Source organism: Glycomyces albidus, from assembly GCF_009451885.1.
GTDB lineage: Bacteria > Actinomycetota > Actinomycetes > Mycobacteriales > Micromonosporaceae > Glycomyces > Glycomyces albidus.
Window position 1 is genome coordinate 1 of record NZ_WIAO01000052.1, and the last position, 13,997, is coordinate 13,997.

Annotated in this window: 14 protein-coding genes and 1 pseudogene; 6 read left to right on the forward strand and 9 right to left on the reverse strand. The window is 72.1% G+C overall.

What is annotated here, in order from left to right:
* The 4 genes and pseudogenes from GFD30_RS24325 to GFD30_RS24340 form a co-directional block, all read right to left on the reverse strand.
* Nucleotides 1-676, reverse strand: a pseudogene (locus tag GFD30_RS24325) (hypothetical protein); the annotation flags it as partial.
* A gap of 63 nt (nt 677-739) precedes the next feature.
* On the reverse strand, nt 740-1,918 hold the full coding sequence (locus tag GFD30_RS24330) for a class I SAM-dependent RNA methyltransferase (protein WP_153027750.1): 1,179 nt from the start codon (nt 1,916-1,918) through the stop codon (nt 740-742).
* A gap of 386 nt (nt 1,919-2,304) precedes the next feature.
* Entirely contained in the window at nt 2,305-4,272 is a 1,968-nt protein-coding gene (locus tag GFD30_RS24335; protein ID WP_322633573.1) for an APC family permease, read from the reverse strand.
* A 136-nt stretch (nt 4,273-4,408) separates the two neighbouring features.
* The gene (locus tag GFD30_RS24340) at nt 4,409-5,449 is read right to left on the reverse strand and encodes a S66 peptidase family protein (protein WP_227997009.1); all 1,041 of its coding nucleotides are present in this window, start codon (nt 5,447-5,449) and stop codon (nt 4,409-4,411) included.
* A 183-nt stretch (nt 5,450-5,632) separates the two neighbouring features.
* On the opposite strand from GFD30_RS24340, the gene GFD30_RS24345 reads away from it, so the two are divergent.
* The 4 genes from GFD30_RS24345 to GFD30_RS24360 all read left to right on the forward strand — a co-directional run bounded on the left by GFD30_RS24345 (nt 5,633) and on the right by GFD30_RS24360 (nt 9,434).
* Nucleotides 5,633-6,298, forward strand: a complete 666-nt coding sequence (locus GFD30_RS24345; protein ID WP_407649198.1) for a potassium channel family protein — start codon at nt 5,633-5,635, stop codon at nt 6,296-6,298.
* Nucleotides 6,298-6,963 (forward strand): potassium channel family protein, encoded by a 666-nt coding sequence (locus tag GFD30_RS24350; protein WP_153027751.1) that lies wholly within the window; start codon nt 6,298-6,300, stop codon nt 6,961-6,963. The genes GFD30_RS24345 and GFD30_RS24350 overlap by 1 nt, the downstream gene beginning before the upstream one ends.
* Before the next feature lie 113 nt (nt 6,964-7,076).
* Complete coding sequence (locus GFD30_RS24355; RefSeq protein ID WP_153027752.1) at nt 7,077-8,135, forward strand: lytic polysaccharide monooxygenase; 1,059 nt, start codon at nt 7,077-7,079, stop codon at nt 8,133-8,135.
* Nucleotides 8,136-8,309: 174 nt separating this feature from the next.
* Nucleotides 8,310-9,434, forward strand: a complete 1,125-nt coding sequence (locus GFD30_RS24360) for a lytic polysaccharide monooxygenase auxiliary activity family 9 protein (RefSeq protein ID WP_153027753.1) — start codon at nt 8,310-8,312, stop codon at nt 9,432-9,434.
* Between the two features lie 45 nt (nt 9,435-9,479).
* Here GFD30_RS24360 and GFD30_RS24365 read toward each other — a convergent pair whose 3' ends face one another.
* The 4 genes from GFD30_RS24365 to dut are packed head-to-tail and all read right to left on the reverse strand — an operon-like array spanning nt 9,480 to nt 11,801.
* The gene (locus tag GFD30_RS24365) at nt 9,480-10,178 is read right to left on the reverse strand and encodes a DUF3159 domain-containing protein (protein ID WP_194202100.1); all 699 of its coding nucleotides are present in this window, start codon (nt 10,176-10,178) and stop codon (nt 9,480-9,482) included.
* Nucleotides 10,179-10,213: 35 nt separating this feature from the next.
* Nucleotides 10,214-10,588, reverse strand: a complete 375-nt coding sequence (locus GFD30_RS24370) for an OB-fold nucleic acid binding domain-containing protein (RefSeq protein WP_153027755.1) — start codon at nt 10,586-10,588, stop codon at nt 10,214-10,216.
* Nucleotides 10,589-11,332 (reverse strand): DUF3710 domain-containing protein, encoded by a 744-nt coding sequence (locus tag GFD30_RS24375; protein ID WP_194202101.1) that lies wholly within the window; start codon nt 11,330-11,332, stop codon nt 10,589-10,591.
* Nucleotides 11,325-11,801, reverse strand: coding sequence for a dUTP diphosphatase (gene dut, locus GFD30_RS24380; protein WP_153027757.1), 477 nt, complete (start codon nt 11,799-11,801; stop codon nt 11,325-11,327). Before dut ends, GFD30_RS24375 begins: the two co-directional genes overlap by 8 nt.
* A 131-nt stretch (nt 11,802-11,932) precedes the next feature.
* On the opposite strand from dut, the gene GFD30_RS24385 reads away from it, so the two are divergent.
* On the forward strand, nt 11,933-12,418 hold the full coding sequence (locus GFD30_RS24385; RefSeq protein ID WP_265575467.1) for a DUF3093 domain-containing protein: 486 nt from the start codon (nt 11,933-11,935) through the stop codon (nt 12,416-12,418).
* 399 nt (nt 12,419-12,817) lie between these two features.
* Here the strand turns inward: GFD30_RS24385 and GFD30_RS24390 are convergent, their stop codons facing one another.
* A complete protein-coding gene (locus tag GFD30_RS24390; RefSeq protein WP_091053105.1) occupies nt 12,818-13,114 on the reverse strand; it encodes a DUF4193 domain-containing protein in 297 nt (98 codons plus the stop codon).
* Nucleotides 13,115-13,464: 350 nt separating this feature from the next.
* Here GFD30_RS24390 and GFD30_RS24395 point away from each other — a divergent pair, with 350 nt between their 5' ends.
* Entirely contained in the window at nt 13,465-13,977 is a 513-nt protein-coding gene (locus GFD30_RS24395; protein ID WP_194202102.1) for a LytR C-terminal domain-containing protein, read from the forward strand.
* Nucleotides 13,978-13,997 lie beyond the last annotated feature (20 nt).

The window sequence follows — 13,997 nt, forward strand, 5'->3', positions numbered from 1 at the left end:
CGGGCGCGATGCCCGGGCCGGCGGGCTGGAGGCCGGGCGCCGCTGGGTCGCGCCACTGCGGCGGGGGCGCCTGCGGGACCAGGGGCGTGCCGGGCGCCGGCTCCTCGGCCTGGCGCGGCCGGTTCCCGGGGCGGTCCTGGAGCCAGGCGCGGACGGGCTTGGTGAAGGCGAGCACCAGGATCAGCAGCGCGGCGGTGATCTGGACCAGCGCGGGCACGAGCGTGAAGACGTTGAAGAGCCGGACGAGCGCGATCAGCGCCAGCGCCCCGAGTCCGATGGAGAGCGGGAGGCGCGGGTCGTCGGATCCGAAGCGCCCCAGCTGCTCCCTGGCCACGGCCCAGATCAGCACCAGGTTCACGGCGGCGGCGAGCACGCCGAGGACGATGGTGAGCGCCACGGAGCCGGTGAGGCCGAGCAGGGTCACGACCAGGACCGCGGCCAGGTGGATCCACAGTGTCTGGAGGATCACCGTGACCTGCCGGGGGCGGTCGTCCTTCGGGAGGAGGCCCCAGCGCTGGCCCCAGGTGGGTGGCGGCGGGAGGACCGGGCCGGTCGGCTGTCCGTAAGGGACGGTGCCCGGGTCCTGCGGCCGGTACTGGAACGACGGCGCGGCGGGGCCCTGCTGCGGGCGGTTCGGGTCGGGCGCGGACCCGGAAGCGTAGGGAGGGTTCGTCATCGGTCGGCTCCGAGGAATCGGTCTATTGAGGCGACAGGCTACCGCACGGCGGCCCGCGGGGCGCTAGTCGACCGGCTCGAACAGGACGATCGTCTCGAAGTGCTGGGTCATCGGGAACGCGTCGAAGGCGCGGATGCGGGTCGGCTCGTAGCCTTCGATGGCGAGGTCGCTCGCGTCGCGGGCCAGCGCGCCCGCGTCGCAGGCGACGTAGCAGATCGCGCGGGGGCGGGCCTCGCCGAGCGCGACGACGACCTCGGGTCCGGCGCCGCTGCGGGGCGGGTCGAGGACGACGAGGTCGACCGAGCCGAGGTCCGGGGTGATCGCGGCGACGTCGCCTTCGATGGCGCCGGCGTTCTTGAACGCGGCGAGGTTCGCGGCGGTGCGCGAGGCGGGCGCGTTCTCGACGGCCACGACGCGGCCGCTCTCGCCGACGGCGGCGGCGAGGCCGGAGGCGAAGAGGCCGGCGCCGGCGTAGAGGTCCCACGCGGACTCGCCCTCGCGCGGCTGGAGGAATTCGAGCGCGGTGGCGAGGAAGGTGGGGGCGGCGGCGGGATGGACCTGCCAGAACGCGTCGAAGCCGATCTCGAACCGGGTGTCGCCGACGGTCTGGTGGACGAGCTTGGGCCCGTTCTTGTGATGGGGGCGGGCGGTGCGGCGCAGCTGCGTGTAGACGGCGAGCTGCTCGTCGTCGGCGTCGACGACGCCGACGGCGCCCATGCCGTCCCAGTCCTGGGTCAGGACGTCGGCTTCGCGGATGCGCTCGGTGGCGATGCGGCACCAGTCGATGTGGACGAGGTCGTGCGACTTGTGCTCGCGCAGGCCGGGCCGGCCGGTCTCGTCGACGGCGTACTGCATGCGGGTGCGCCAGCCGAGGGCGCCTTCGGGCCAGGGCAGGGCCTCGACCTCGACGCCTTCGAGGCGCGCGGGGTCGATGCCGCCGATGCGGGTGAGCTGGTCGAACAGGACTTTGCTCTTGAGGCGGCGCTGGGCTTCGGGGGTGGCGTGCTGGAAGTCGCAGCCGCCGCACCTGCCGGGGCCGGCCCAGGGGCAGGGGGGCTCGACGCGGTCGGGCGAGGGTTCGAGGATCTCGACGGCGTCGGCGAACGCGAAGCGCTTCTTGCGGTCGGTGATCTGAATGCGGACCTGTTCGCCGGGCAGGGCGTGGCGGACGAAGTAGACCTCGCCGTCGACCCGGGCCACGCAGTGGCCTCCGGCCGCGACGTCTCCGACGGTGACGATCATGGTGCTGCTCTCCCGGTCCTTCGGTGGCGCCGCCGGTGCCAGCGGGCCGCACGCCAGGATACGGGTCCGGGCGGGCGGGGACGCAGGTTACCGCGAGGGTGTGACATCGGGGTCCGGACCCCCTGGCCTGACCGTATCGCGGCGCACCGACAGTGAGCTGGGGTCGCGTTATTCGCTGGTCGACTGATCGGCGAGCGGAGGGCCCGAATCGGTGGGCGGCGGGCGGGCGGTGGTCCGGCCCGACGCTGCCGGGTGGAGGGGCGGTCCGCGTCCGGGCCCGGCGGCGGGCGAACGGGGTGGCGGTTCGGTGCAGCGGCCGGCGGCGCCCGGTCCGGTGACCGGGCGGGCGGTGGTTCGGCCCGGTGCCGCGGCGGGGCGCGCGGGGCCTACTTGGCGATGCGGCGCAGCGGGGGCGGTTCGGTGCTCTCGCCGAGGATCCACGGGACGGTGCAGACCATGACGCCGGGCTCGTACTTGAGCTGGCGGCGCAGGGCCTTCGTGGTCTGGTTGTGCAGGAGGCTGGTCGACCAGTTGAAGTACCCGCGCGACAGGCGGCCCTTCTGGGGTCCGAGGCCGACGACGTACTCGGGGAGGTAGACGGTGACGACGTCGCGCGGGGCGTCGCGGCGGCGGGCCTTGACGTAGTCGACGATCGGGCCGGTGATCTCCCGGTACGGCGAGTCGAGCACCGTGAGCGGGACCCCGATCCGGCGCCGGTCCCATTCGGCGACCAGGCGGCGGGACGCGGCCGCGTCGACGTTCACCGTGAGCGCGGTGACCGTGTCGGGCCGGGTGGCCTTGGCGTACGAGAGCATCCGCATCAGCGGCAGGTTGACGCTCGAGGCGAGCACGATCGCGTGGCTGCGCGAGGGCAGTTGCGGCTTGCCGCTGGGCAGCTCGATCTCGTCGCGCACGGCCGCGTAGTGGGTGGCGATCGCGCGCATGAGCAGGTAGCAGCCGCCGATGATGAGGACGGCGATCCAGCCGCCGCGGCGGACGGCGGTGAACGCGACGATGACGAGCACCGCCGAGCAGGCGAGGACGGCCGCCATCGCGGTGGCGCGGGCCCGGCGGGCGCGGGCGCGGCGGTCGGGGTCGCGTTCGACGTCGAGGACGCGCCGCCAGTGCCGGGACATCGCGGCGTGCGAGAGCACCATCGAGAGGAACACGCCGACGACGTACAGGCCGATGAGCTCGTACGCGCCGCCGCCGAACAGGACCACCAGGAGCGCGGCCGCGAACGCGAGGATGAGGATCCCGTTGGAGTAGACGAGCCGGTCGCCGCGCTTGTGGAGCTGGCGCGGCAGCAGGGAGTCCTCGGCGAACACCGACGCGAGCTGCGGGAAGCCGACGAACGCGGTGTTCGCGGCGAGGAGGAGGACCCCGGCGGTGGCGAGCATGATCGGCCACAGCGCCGCGGGCGAGGCGCCGAAGACGGTGTCGGCGAGCTGCGCGATGAGCGGGTATTGGAGGGCGTCGGCGCCGGTCGCCGAGGTCTGGGCGCCGACGAGGAACGCGAGGACCACGGTGCCGGTGAACAGGGCGACGGTGGCGGCGCCGACCGTGGTGATCGCGGCGGCGGCGTTGCGGCCGCGCGGGGGCCGGAAGAAGCGCACGCGGGTCGTGAAGGTCTCGACCCCGGTGACGGCCACGGATCCGACCGCGAACGCCCTGGCGCACAGCAGGAACAGCGCCGCGGACGTCCATTCGCGCTGGTCCTCGGCGGGGTCGTGGGCGGCTGAGGCGGCGGTGAGGTCCTCGCCGGCGGCGAGGCGGGCGAGGCCGGTGAGGACGATCGCGGCCGTCCCGGCGACGAACGCGACGGTGACCCCGGCGGCGAAGCGGCCCGAGACCCGCAGTCCGCGCAGGTTGAACGCGGCGAGCACGCCGATCGCGGCGACCGCGGCCCATTCGCGCCACGGCTGCAGGGCGGGCATGAGCGACTGGAGGGCCGCGACGGCGGCCGCGACCGAGACGGCGACGGTGAGGATGTAGTCGAGGACGAGCGCGGCCGCGGCGAGGCGCCCGGCGCCGGGCCCGAAGTTCGCGGTGACCACCCGGTAGTCCCCGCCGCCGCCCGGGTACGCCTGCACGGTGTACCGGTAGGAGGCGATGACCGCGACCATGACAGCCGCGACCGCCAGGCCGGTCCACGGCGAGAACGCGTACGCGGCGGACCCGGCCAGGCCGAGCACGAGGAAGACCTGTTCGGGCGCGTACGCGACCGATGAGATCGGGTTGACCGCGAGCAGCGGGATCGCGTACCGCTTCGAGAGCACCAGTGAGGACCCGCGCCCGGAGGCGAACGGTTCGCCCACCAGCAGCCGTTTGAGGACGGCCCACGACCTTGTCACGGGCGTAGCGTAGCGTCCGGCGGTCCGGGGCCGGTGTCGGGAATCGGACGGGCCTGGCCCGGATTCCCGGGGCGGTCCGGAATCGGGGCGGCCCCGGACCGGAGCCGCGGATCGCCCCGCGGCCCCGGTGCGGCGGCTACTCGCGGACCGCGGCCTCCACGGTCAGCGTGCCCGCGCCGGTGTCGAGGACGGCCTCGGTGCCGAGCGGGACGACGCGCGGGTCGAGGTCGTGGCCGACCTTGAGGCCGCCGAGGACCGGGACGCCGAGGCCGCCGAGCCGGTCCATGAGGACCTCGTTCATCGTCCACTCGCCGGGCTTGTACTCGTCGAGCGGATGCGGCACGAACTGGCCCACCGCGATCCCGGCCAGGTCTTCGAAGTGCCCGGCGCGGATGATCCGGGTGAGCATGTTGTCGACCCGGTAGCGGGCCTCCTCGACCTCTTCGATGAGGAGGATCGCGCCCTTCATGTCGGGCCAGTTCGAGCGGTCCGGTTCGGCGGCCATGAGCGAGAGGTTCCCGCCGAGGAGCTTCCCTGAAGCGGTGCCGGGGACGACGACGCCCGAGGTCGGCTCGGACTCGTCCTGCTTCAGGACGACCGGGTCGGTCGTCATGATCGCCCGGCGCAGCGACTCGGCGGTCGCGGCGGTGTTGTTGGAGGACCAGGCGAGCATCGGCGAGTGCAGGGTCGGGAGCCCGGTCTGCTCGGCGACCGCGAAGTGCAGGGCCGTGATGTCCGAGTAGCCGATGACGAGCTTCGGGTGGTCTTCGAGGGCGCCGAGGTCGGCCTCGTCGATGATCCTGGTGGTCCCGTAGCCGCCGCGCACCGTCATGAGCGCCTTCGCTTCGGGGTGGGCGAGCGCGTAGTTCAGGTCGGCGAGGCGGTCGGCGTCCGGCGCCGAGAGGTACCCGAACGTGTCGAGCGCGTGCTCGGTGAGCTCGACCCGCAGGCCCCAGCCTTCGAGGATCGCGATGCCGCGGCCGACGGCCGCGGCGGTGCTGGGCCCGCCGGGGGCGGGGACGACGACGAGGTCGCCGGGGACGAGCTTCTTCGGCCGGCCACCGCCGCGGTTCTCGGCGGCGGCGGGGGACGCGGTGGCCGCGGCGGCGACGGCTCCGGCGGCGAGGCCGCCCATGAGGGCGCGGCGGGACAGGGACGGGTGGTGATCGATGCCCATCGAATCTCCTTCTGGGTGAACGGGGTTCAATGGCTAGACGCTTACGTCGCCCGATTTCCGCACCCCTTGCGCCGGTTTTTTCACCGTTCACCGGAGTTCGGCGCCGAGGCCCACGTGTCCGGCGCGGCGGCGGCGCGGGCGCGGTATGGTCACAGCACGTCCGATCGAGGGGGTGGTGTGCCGGTGCACGTGGTGATCATGGGTTGCGGGCGCGTGGGCTCGTCCCTGGCGCGGAGTCTCGCGGAGCGCGGGCACACGGTCGGGATCATCGACCAGAACCCGAAGGCGTTCCGCCGCTTGGGCCCCGACTTCGACGAGACCACGGTGCGGGGCGTCGGCTTCGACCGGGAGGTCCTGGCCAAGGCCGGCATCGGCCGCGCCGACGCGTTCGTGTCGGTGTCCTCGGGCGACAACTCGAACATCATCGCGGCGCGGGTGGCGCGCGAGAACTACGGCGTGCGCAAGGTGATCGCGCGGATCTACGACCCGCAGCGGGCGACGGTGTACGAGCGGCTCGGCATCCCGACCGTCGCGACCGTGCGGTGGACGGCCGACCGGCTGCTGCGCCACCTCCTGCCGGACACGCAGGAGCCGCTGTGGCGCGACCCGACCGCGACGCTGTCGATGGTCGAGATCCTGTGCGACGAGGCCTGGTACGGGACGGCGCTGTCGGTCCTGGAGGAGGCGACCGGCCACCGCGTCGCGTACATCAACCGGTTCGGGCGGGCGACGCTGCCGACGGCGTCCACAGTGCTCCAGGACGGCGACCAGGTGTTCATGCTCGTCGCCGACGGCGACGACGCGGCCATCCGCCGGATCGCGGCCGCGGCTCCGCAGGGAGGTGCCTGATGCGGGTGGCGATCGCCGGGGCCGGGAACGTGGGCCGGTCCATCGCGGCGGAGCTGGTCGGCAACGGCCACCAGGTGCTGCTCATCGAGCGGGACCCCGATTCGATGCGGCCCGAGCGGGTGCCGGAGGCCGAGTGGCTGCTCGCGGACGCGTGCGAGCTGGAGAACCTGCGGCAGGCGCACCTGGAGACGTGCGACGTGGCGGTGGCCGCGACCGGCGACGACAAGGTGAACCTGGTGGTGAGCCTGCTGTCGAAGACGGAGTTCGCGGTGCCGCGCGTGGTCGCGCGGGTGAACCGGGCCGAGAACGAGTGGCTGTTCAACGAGGAGTGGGGCGTCGACGTCTCCGTGTCGAAGCCGCGGCTGCTGGCCGCGCTCGTCGAGGAGGCCGTGAGCGTCGGCGACCTGGTGCGGCTGCTGACGTTCCGGCAGTCGCAGGCGAACCTGGTCGAGATCACGCTGCCGCTGGACGCGCCGCACGTGGGCAGCCGGGTCGCGGACGTGCCGCTGCCGCACGACGTGGCGCTGGTGGCGATCATCCGGGGCCGGCGGGTCATCGCGCCCACCCCGGACGACACCGTGGAGGCCGGCGACGAGCTGGTGTTCGTGTGCCATGAGGACGCCGAGGACGCGACGCGCTCGGTGATGCTGGGCAAGACCCGCTGACGGCGGCTCTCTGCAACGGTTGAGCGCAAAAGGTCGCATTCGGACTTTACAGGCGGACCCCGGAGAGTATAGATTGATGCATATCAATCTCTCTTCATTCTGGGAGCGCTACCATGATCACGAAGCCCCGACATCGCCTCCGGCAGGCGATCGTCGTCATCGCCGCGGTCGCCGCGGCGGCCGCCTCCGCGTTCTTCTTCACGCAGCCGGCCGCCGGCCACGGCACCGCCACCAGTCCCCCGTCGCGGCAGTACAGCTGCTGGGAGCGGTGGGGCGACGACCACCTCAACCCCGACATGGCGCAGACCGACCCCATGTGCGCGCAGGCCTGGCAGGCCAACCCCAACACCATGTGGAACTGGAACGGCCTCCTGCGCGAGGGCATGCAGGGCCAGCACGAGTCGCGCATCCCCGACAACCAGCTCTGCTCCGGCGGCCGCGCCGAGGGCGGCCGCTACAACTCCCTGGACGCCGCCGGCGCCTGGCACACGACGCCGCTCCAGAACAACTTCACGCTCCACTACGAGGACACCGCCGTCCACGGCGGCGACTACTACTGGGTGTACGTGACCAAGCAGGGCTACGACGCGAGGACCGACTCCCTCGACTGGGCCGACCTCGAGCGCGTCGTCTCCACCGGCGTCTACGAGCCGGGCGAGGCCGTCGACATCCCGGTGAGCGCCCCCGGGCGCACCGGCCACCACATCGTCTACGTCGTGTGGCAGGCCAGCCACATCGACCAGGCGTTCTACTCCTGCTCGGACGTGTGGTTCGGCGGAGGCGGCCCGACCGACCCGCCCACGGACCCGACCGACCCGCCGACCGACCCCACTGACCCGCCGACCGACCCGACCGATCCCCCGGGCGACCTGAGCTGCGCGGCGACCGCGTCGGTCAACGGCTGGAGCTCCGGCGCGACGGTCACGGTCACGGTCGCGAACAACGGGACCCGGGCGGTGAACTCGTGGATGCTGCACTGGGCCTGGCCCAGCTCGTCCACGGTGACGGTGTCGAACATCTGGAACGCCGAGCACTCGACGATGGGCGGCATGCAGATGGCCGAACCGGTCGCCTACAACCAGAAGATCGCACCGGGAGCCTCGGTGTCGTTCGGCTTCAACGTCAACGGCGCGTTGAGCTCCATGCCGGCGATCGACTGCCTCCCCTCATAAGACCGTTCCCCGACGGCAGCGGTCCCGGCCCTCGCGGCCGGGGCCGCTGCCGCTGCGCGGGCCCGGACATTCGATTGGTCGGACGACGAAAATATCGCCGATGCCCTTTACAGGCGCTTCTCTTCGCGGTTACATTGAAAGTTCTCAATGTTCCTACATTTTGGGAGCGCTATCATGATCAACTTCCGACGATTCCGGACCGACCCGTCCCGACCGGGCGGGCGCCGGCTCCGCCGCCTCGCCGTCCTCGTGGCGGCCCTGTTCGCCACCGGGACCGCCGCAGTCCTGTTCGTCCAGCCGGCCACCGGCCACGGCACCGCCATCGGCCCGTCCTCGCGGCACTACGGCTGCTGGGAGCGGTGGGGATCGGACTTCCAGAACCCCGCCATGGCCCAACAGGACCCGATGTGCTGGGCCGCATGGCAGAACGACTCCAACGCCATGTGGAACTGGAACGGCCTCTACCGCGAGCAGGTCGGCGGCGACCACCAGGCGGCCCTCCCCGACAACCAGCTCTGCTCCGGCGGTCGGACGGGCGGCACCCGGTACGCCGCCCTCGACACCCCCGGAGCCTGGAAGACCACCCAGGTGAGCAGCAACTTCACGTTCACCAACTGGGACCAGGCGAACCACGGCGCGGACTACTACCGCATCTACGTCACCAAGCAGGGGTACAACGCCCAGACCGACGCGCTCGACTGGGCCGACCTCGAACTGCTGAAGGACACCGGCGACATCGACCCGGGCGTGGGCCGCACCCCGCCCTCGGGCGGCGGCACCCTGATCGACATCCCCGTCTCGGCGCCCGGCCGGAGCGGCCACCACGTCGTGTTCATGATCTGGCAGGCCAGCCACTTCGACCAGACGTTCTACTCCTGCTCCGACGTGTGGTTCGGCTCAGGCCAGCCGCAGGAGCCGACGGACGACCCCACCGAGGAGCCGACCGACGACCCGACCAGCGACGAGCCCACCGAGGAGCCCACCACCGGCGGCCCCGCGGGCTACGCCTGCGCCGCGACGGCCACCGTCAACTCCTGGGGTTCGGGCGCCACCGTCACCGTGAAGGTCGCCAACACCGGCACCCAGGCCATCCACAACTGGATGCTCCACTGGGCGTGGCCCAGCGGCGTCACCGCCGACCAGGCGTGGAACGCCGAGCTGAGCACCATGGGCGGCGTCCAGATGGCCGAACCGGTCTCCTGGAACGCCGCGGTCCCCGTCGGCGGGTCCGTGGAGTTCGGCATGAACGTCTCCGGGTCGCTCGCGAGCGCTCCGGCGTTCGACTGCCTCCCGAGTTAGGCGCGCACGAAGCAGCGGCCCGGGGCGCGAGCCCCGGGCCGTCGTTCAGTCCGCCTTCACCGGTTCCGGAGGCGCCTCGCCGACCGCCTTCATGTGGCGGCGCACCGCCCAGATCGTGAAGGCCGTCAGCGCGATCGTGACCGGCCAGCCGCCGAAGAGGGTCACCAGGCCCAGCGCGTTGTCCGCGTCGATCCAGTACAGCCAGATCCGCACCGCGTTCTTGAGCAGGAAGACGACGCCCCACAGGATCGTGATCCGGCTGAGGATGTCCACGAGCGGCCGGTTCTGCCGCCACTCCTTCTTGCCGCCCTGCGCGACGACCGCGTAGATCCAGCCGATCACCGGGTGCCGCACCAGCGCCGAGACGATGAGCAGGACGCCGTAGATCGCGCCCTGGATGATCCCGGGCAGGTAGAAGTCGCGGGCGTCGGTGGAGCGCCAGGCGAGGAACGCGCCGAGGGCGATCCCGAACAGGCCGTTGAGGGCGTGCCGGATCGGCTCCTTGCGGATCGCGCGCCAGACCGCGATGGCGATCGCGCTCGAGGCGGAGATGACGATCGCCCACTGGAGGCCGCTGAGCGGCCCCATCGACTCGGGCAGCAGCGGGTTGAGCACCACGAACAGGGTGATCGGCACGGCGGCCTCGACCACGCCCTTGACGCCGCCGAGCTGCTGGGAGAGCTGCTCGGTGAACGGGGGGAGCTCGTCCGGATCCGGTTTGCGGGTCGGCGTCTCGGTGCTCAATGCGGGCCTTCCAGTTCGATGTGGCCGGTCCGCGCTCAGGGGCGCAGCTCGTAGGTCGGGTTGTAGATGGCGAGGCGTCCGTCACCCAGCTGGGCGACCCGGCCGCGCGCGACGAGCCTGGTACCGGCCTCCAGGCCCACGATACGCCGTCGGCCCATCCAGACCAATGCAACCTGTCCCGTGCCGTCGAAGAGTTCCGCCTCGACCGACGGGGAGCGCCCGTCGGTGCGGTGCACGACGGCGCGCAGCCGTCCCGCGACGACCGCGAGCTGCCGGGCCTCGAGGTCGGCGAGCGGTACGGCGTCCGCGCCGCTCTCGCGGCGCACCTCCGCGGCGAACAGCTCCTGGTGCGGCACGGCCAGGCGCTTGAACCACTCGCGCAGCCCGGTGCGCCCTCCGGCGGGGACCATCTACCGCTTCGGGCGCGGGGAGGGCTTGCGGCGCACCTGCGGGCGCGGGGTGTCCCCCGCGGCGATGATGGCGCGGTTGCCCTCGCCGCCCTCGGCCTTGCGCTTGGCGATGCGCGCGGCGGCCTCCTCGGCCATCTTCGGCGGAAGCTTGAGCGGCAGGGGCTCGCGCACCGGCATGGCGACGGAGCCGCGGTCGATGACGAGGTTCCGGAGGGCCTCGTCGAGCTCGGGGGCCGCTGCCTCGTCCAGGGCGCGCTGGCCCTGGAAGGTGGCCTGCACGAACCAGCGGGGGCCGTCGATGCCGCAGAAGCGCACCGAGTTGGCGCCCTTCTTGGTGGCGATCTTGGCGATGATCTCCGTTCCCCAGCGGCCCTGGACCTCTTCGGTCTGGCCGCCCTGGTCGGCGACGGTCGTGGTGAGCTCCTCGCGGATCTCGTCCCAGATGCCCTCGGACCGGGGAGCGGCGCGCACGAGCAGTTGCAGCGCGGAGGTCCCGGTGGTGAGCAGGACCTGGCTGATGTTGCCCTTGGCGTCGGTCTGGGCCTGGAAGCCCACGCCCTTGGGGACGGGGAGTCGGATCGCTCCCAAGTCGATGCGCCGGATGTCGTCGTCGGGGACGTCGGCGATGTCGTAGGGGCCTTCGGTGGCCTCGCGCTCGTAGGTGTCGCCGCTCTCGGCCAGCGAGTCGAGGACCGCGCCCTCAGCGGGGCGCTGCTTCTTGGACCCCCGTCGCCGTTTAAACACGTTCGCTCTCCTCTGCAAGTCGGCGGTGCCCGCCGGTGGACCCGTGGCCGTCCGCGCCGCGCGCCGTCGGCGCGAACTCGTCCACCTCGGTGAAACGGGCTCGCACAACCGGTTGGATAACCAATTGTGCGACACGGTCGCCGCGTTCGATGACGGCGGTCCGCTCGGGGTCGAGGTTGACGAGGTTGATCTTGATCTCACCGCGGTAGCCGGAGTCGATCGTGCCGGGGGCGTTGACGATGGTGACGCCGAGCCGGTGCGCGAGGCCCGAGCGCGGGTTGGTGTACCCGACGTGCCCGTCGGGGACGGCCACGGCCACGCCGGTGCCGACGAGGGCCCGCCGCCCGGGCGCGAGTTCGACCCGCTCGGCGGCGTACAGGTCGGCGCCCGCGTCGCCCGGGTGGGCGTAGGCGGGGACCGGCAGGTCGGGGTCGAGCCGCCTGATGGCGACCGGGACTTCCGCGGTCATCGGGTTCCTCTCGCTCGCGGCCGCCGCCGGTGGCGGCTGCGCCAATGTACGGTCCCGCCCCGGCGTTCCGCCGCGAGTGTCGGCTCACGGTCGGTATGCGTCGCCGAGGGGGCGGGGATATGGTCTCAGACATGAGGAGTGGGGAACGGTATGCCGAGCGCATGAGGCTGCCCTTGGCGGGCTGGCTCGGCGTGGTGGTCCTGGCGGTCATCGCGGCGGCGCTGTCGAACCTGGGCGACCTGCGCTGGTGGCGCGTCGCGGCCAGCGCGGTGATCCTGGTCGCGCCGCTGGTCGGCGGCTGGTGGCTGGGCCGGCTCCCGGTCCGCGTGGTCGAGGAGCCCGGCGGCGAGGTGTGGCTGCACGTCGACGACGCGCGGCTGCCGATGTCGGCGGTCGCCTCGGTCGAGGTCCTCGATCCCGTCGCGTACTCCGATTCGCTGGGCGTGGCGCAGCACCCGCTCGCGTTCGTCGTGCAGCGGCCGTGGATCAACCGGGGGGTGCGGATCGTCCTCGACGATCCCGGCGACCCGACCCCGTACTGGATCGTGTCCTCCCGGCACCCGGAGCGCCTGCGCGAGGCCCTGACGGCCGCGCAGCCGAGCCGGGCCTCGTCCTAGGGCCCCGAGGGCCCCGGTCGCTCTCCGGGCGAACCAGGCGGCCTGCGAGGCCGCTTCGCGGCCGTCCCGCTAGACGACCGCTCTTCCCCGGACAAGCGAGACGGCCCGCGGGCCGCTTCGCGGCCGTCCCGCTGAGCAGCGACTTTTCCCAAACAAGCGAGACGGCCCGCAGGCCGCTTCGCGGCCGTCCCGCTGAGCAGCGACTTTTCCCAAACAAGCGAGACGGCCCGCAGGCCGCTTCGCGGCCGTCCCGCTGAGCAGCGACTTTTCCCAAACAAGCGAGACGGCCCGCGGGCCGCTTCGCGGCCGTCCCGCTGAGCAGCGACTTTTCCCAAACAAGCGAGACGGCCCGCGGGCGTCCCGCGAGCCGTGCGCTTTCCGAGGGGTCGATCGTCGCGCTTACGCGCAGTCCTTGCAGATCGGCTGCCCGTTCTTCTCCTTGGCGTACTGGCTCCGGTGGTGGACCAGGAAGCAGGAGGAGCAGCGGAACTCGTCGGCCTGCATGGGCAGGACCTTGACGGACAGCTCCTCGTCGCCGAGGTCGGCGCCCGGGAGCTCGAAGTTCTCGGCGACCTCCGCCTCATCGACGTCGACCGACCCCGATTGGTCGGTGCGACCCTTGGCCAGCGCCTCGATGCCGTCGGGGCCAGGGGTTTCTTCCTTGTCCCGGCGGGGGGCGTCGTAGTCGGTTGCCATCGTTTTCCACTCCCATTGGTGTTCGCATCTGTGGCACCGGATCGAGCGCGGGGTCCCGCCGGCGTGCTCGGGTGACACGGCGGCTCGGCTCGGATCCTGTCAGGTTGGTTCCTCCGTGCAGGCGGCGTACCTTACCGCGTGCAGTCCATTCCTATACACGATGCCCCTGGCTTTTTCATCCCCATTGTGGCCAGGAACACTCTCGTGGCGGGGGCTGCGAGTGTACCGCCTCTGGGCCACGGAGGCGACCCGCGCACGATAGCCTCTCCATGGCAACGTTTGCGGGACGTCGGCTCGTCTAAGGGCCAGAAGATGAACTGCTGGGGATCGAACACTCGGGGAGGCAAGCCGTGCGTATCGCTCGTATCCGCGCGCTGATCGTGCTGTGCGCATTGGCGCTGGTCGCCGGACTGGTGACGCTCTGGGCGATCAGGAACGACTCGCAGGTCTCGGCGAACAGCGAGTGCGAACCGGGGGCCGTCGAGATCAAGACCGCCCCGATCCCCGACCCCTCCGAGATCGAGGTGATCGTCCTCAACGGGACCGACCAGTCCGGTCTCGCGGACCAGGCGGCCGCGCAGCTCACCGACCGCGGCTTCGTCGTCGTCGAGACCGGCGACGCCCCCGAGGCGTACGACGGCACGGCGCTGGTCCAGTATGGCCCGGAGCAGTACGCGGCGGGACTGCACACGTACGCGTACTTCTACCAAGGCCGCGACGGATTCGACCTCGAGTGGGACCAGCCGATCACGATCACGCTCGGCTCGGACTTCCGGGAGGTCAGGTCGGCATCGGATGCGCGCCAGTCGTTCGCGCAGAGCGGCGGCATCGAGGCGCCCGAGGGCACCTGCGCGGTAGAATAGATCGCCGTCACACCCCCAAC

Excerpts from the sequence above, each read along its gene's own strand:
- dut (WP_153027757.1), bottom strand. The coding sequence starts at position 11,801 with ATGACCGCGGAAGTCCCGGTCGCCATCAGGCGGCTCGACCCCGACCTG.
- GFD30_RS24355 (WP_153027752.1), top strand. The coding sequence starts at position 7,077 with ATGATCACGAAGCCCCGACATCGCCTCCGGCAGGCGATCGTCGTCATC.
- GFD30_RS24385 (WP_265575467.1), top strand. The coding sequence starts at position 11,933 with ATGAGGAGTGGGGAACGGTATGCCGAGCGCATGAGGCTGCCCTTGGCG.
- GFD30_RS24370 (WP_153027755.1), bottom strand. The coding sequence starts at position 10,588 with ATGGTCCCCGCCGGAGGGCGCACCGGGCTGCGCGAGTGGTTCAAGCGC.
- GFD30_RS24390 (WP_091053105.1), bottom strand. The coding sequence starts at position 13,114 with ATGGCAACCGACTACGACGCCCCCCGCCGGGACAAGGAAGAAACCCCT.
- GFD30_RS24360 (WP_153027753.1), top strand. The coding sequence starts at position 8,310 with ATGATCAACTTCCGACGATTCCGGACCGACCCGTCCCGACCGGGCGGG.
- GFD30_RS24340 (WP_227997009.1), bottom strand. The coding sequence starts at position 5,449 with ATGGGCATCGATCACCACCCGTCCCTGTCCCGCCGCGCCCTCATGGGC.
- GFD30_RS24350 (WP_153027751.1), top strand. The coding sequence starts at position 6,298 with ATGCGGGTGGCGATCGCCGGGGCCGGGAACGTGGGCCGGTCCATCGCG.
- GFD30_RS24330 (WP_153027750.1), bottom strand. The coding sequence starts at position 1,918 with ATGATCGTCACCGTCGGAGACGTCGCGGCCGGAGGCCACTGCGTGGCC.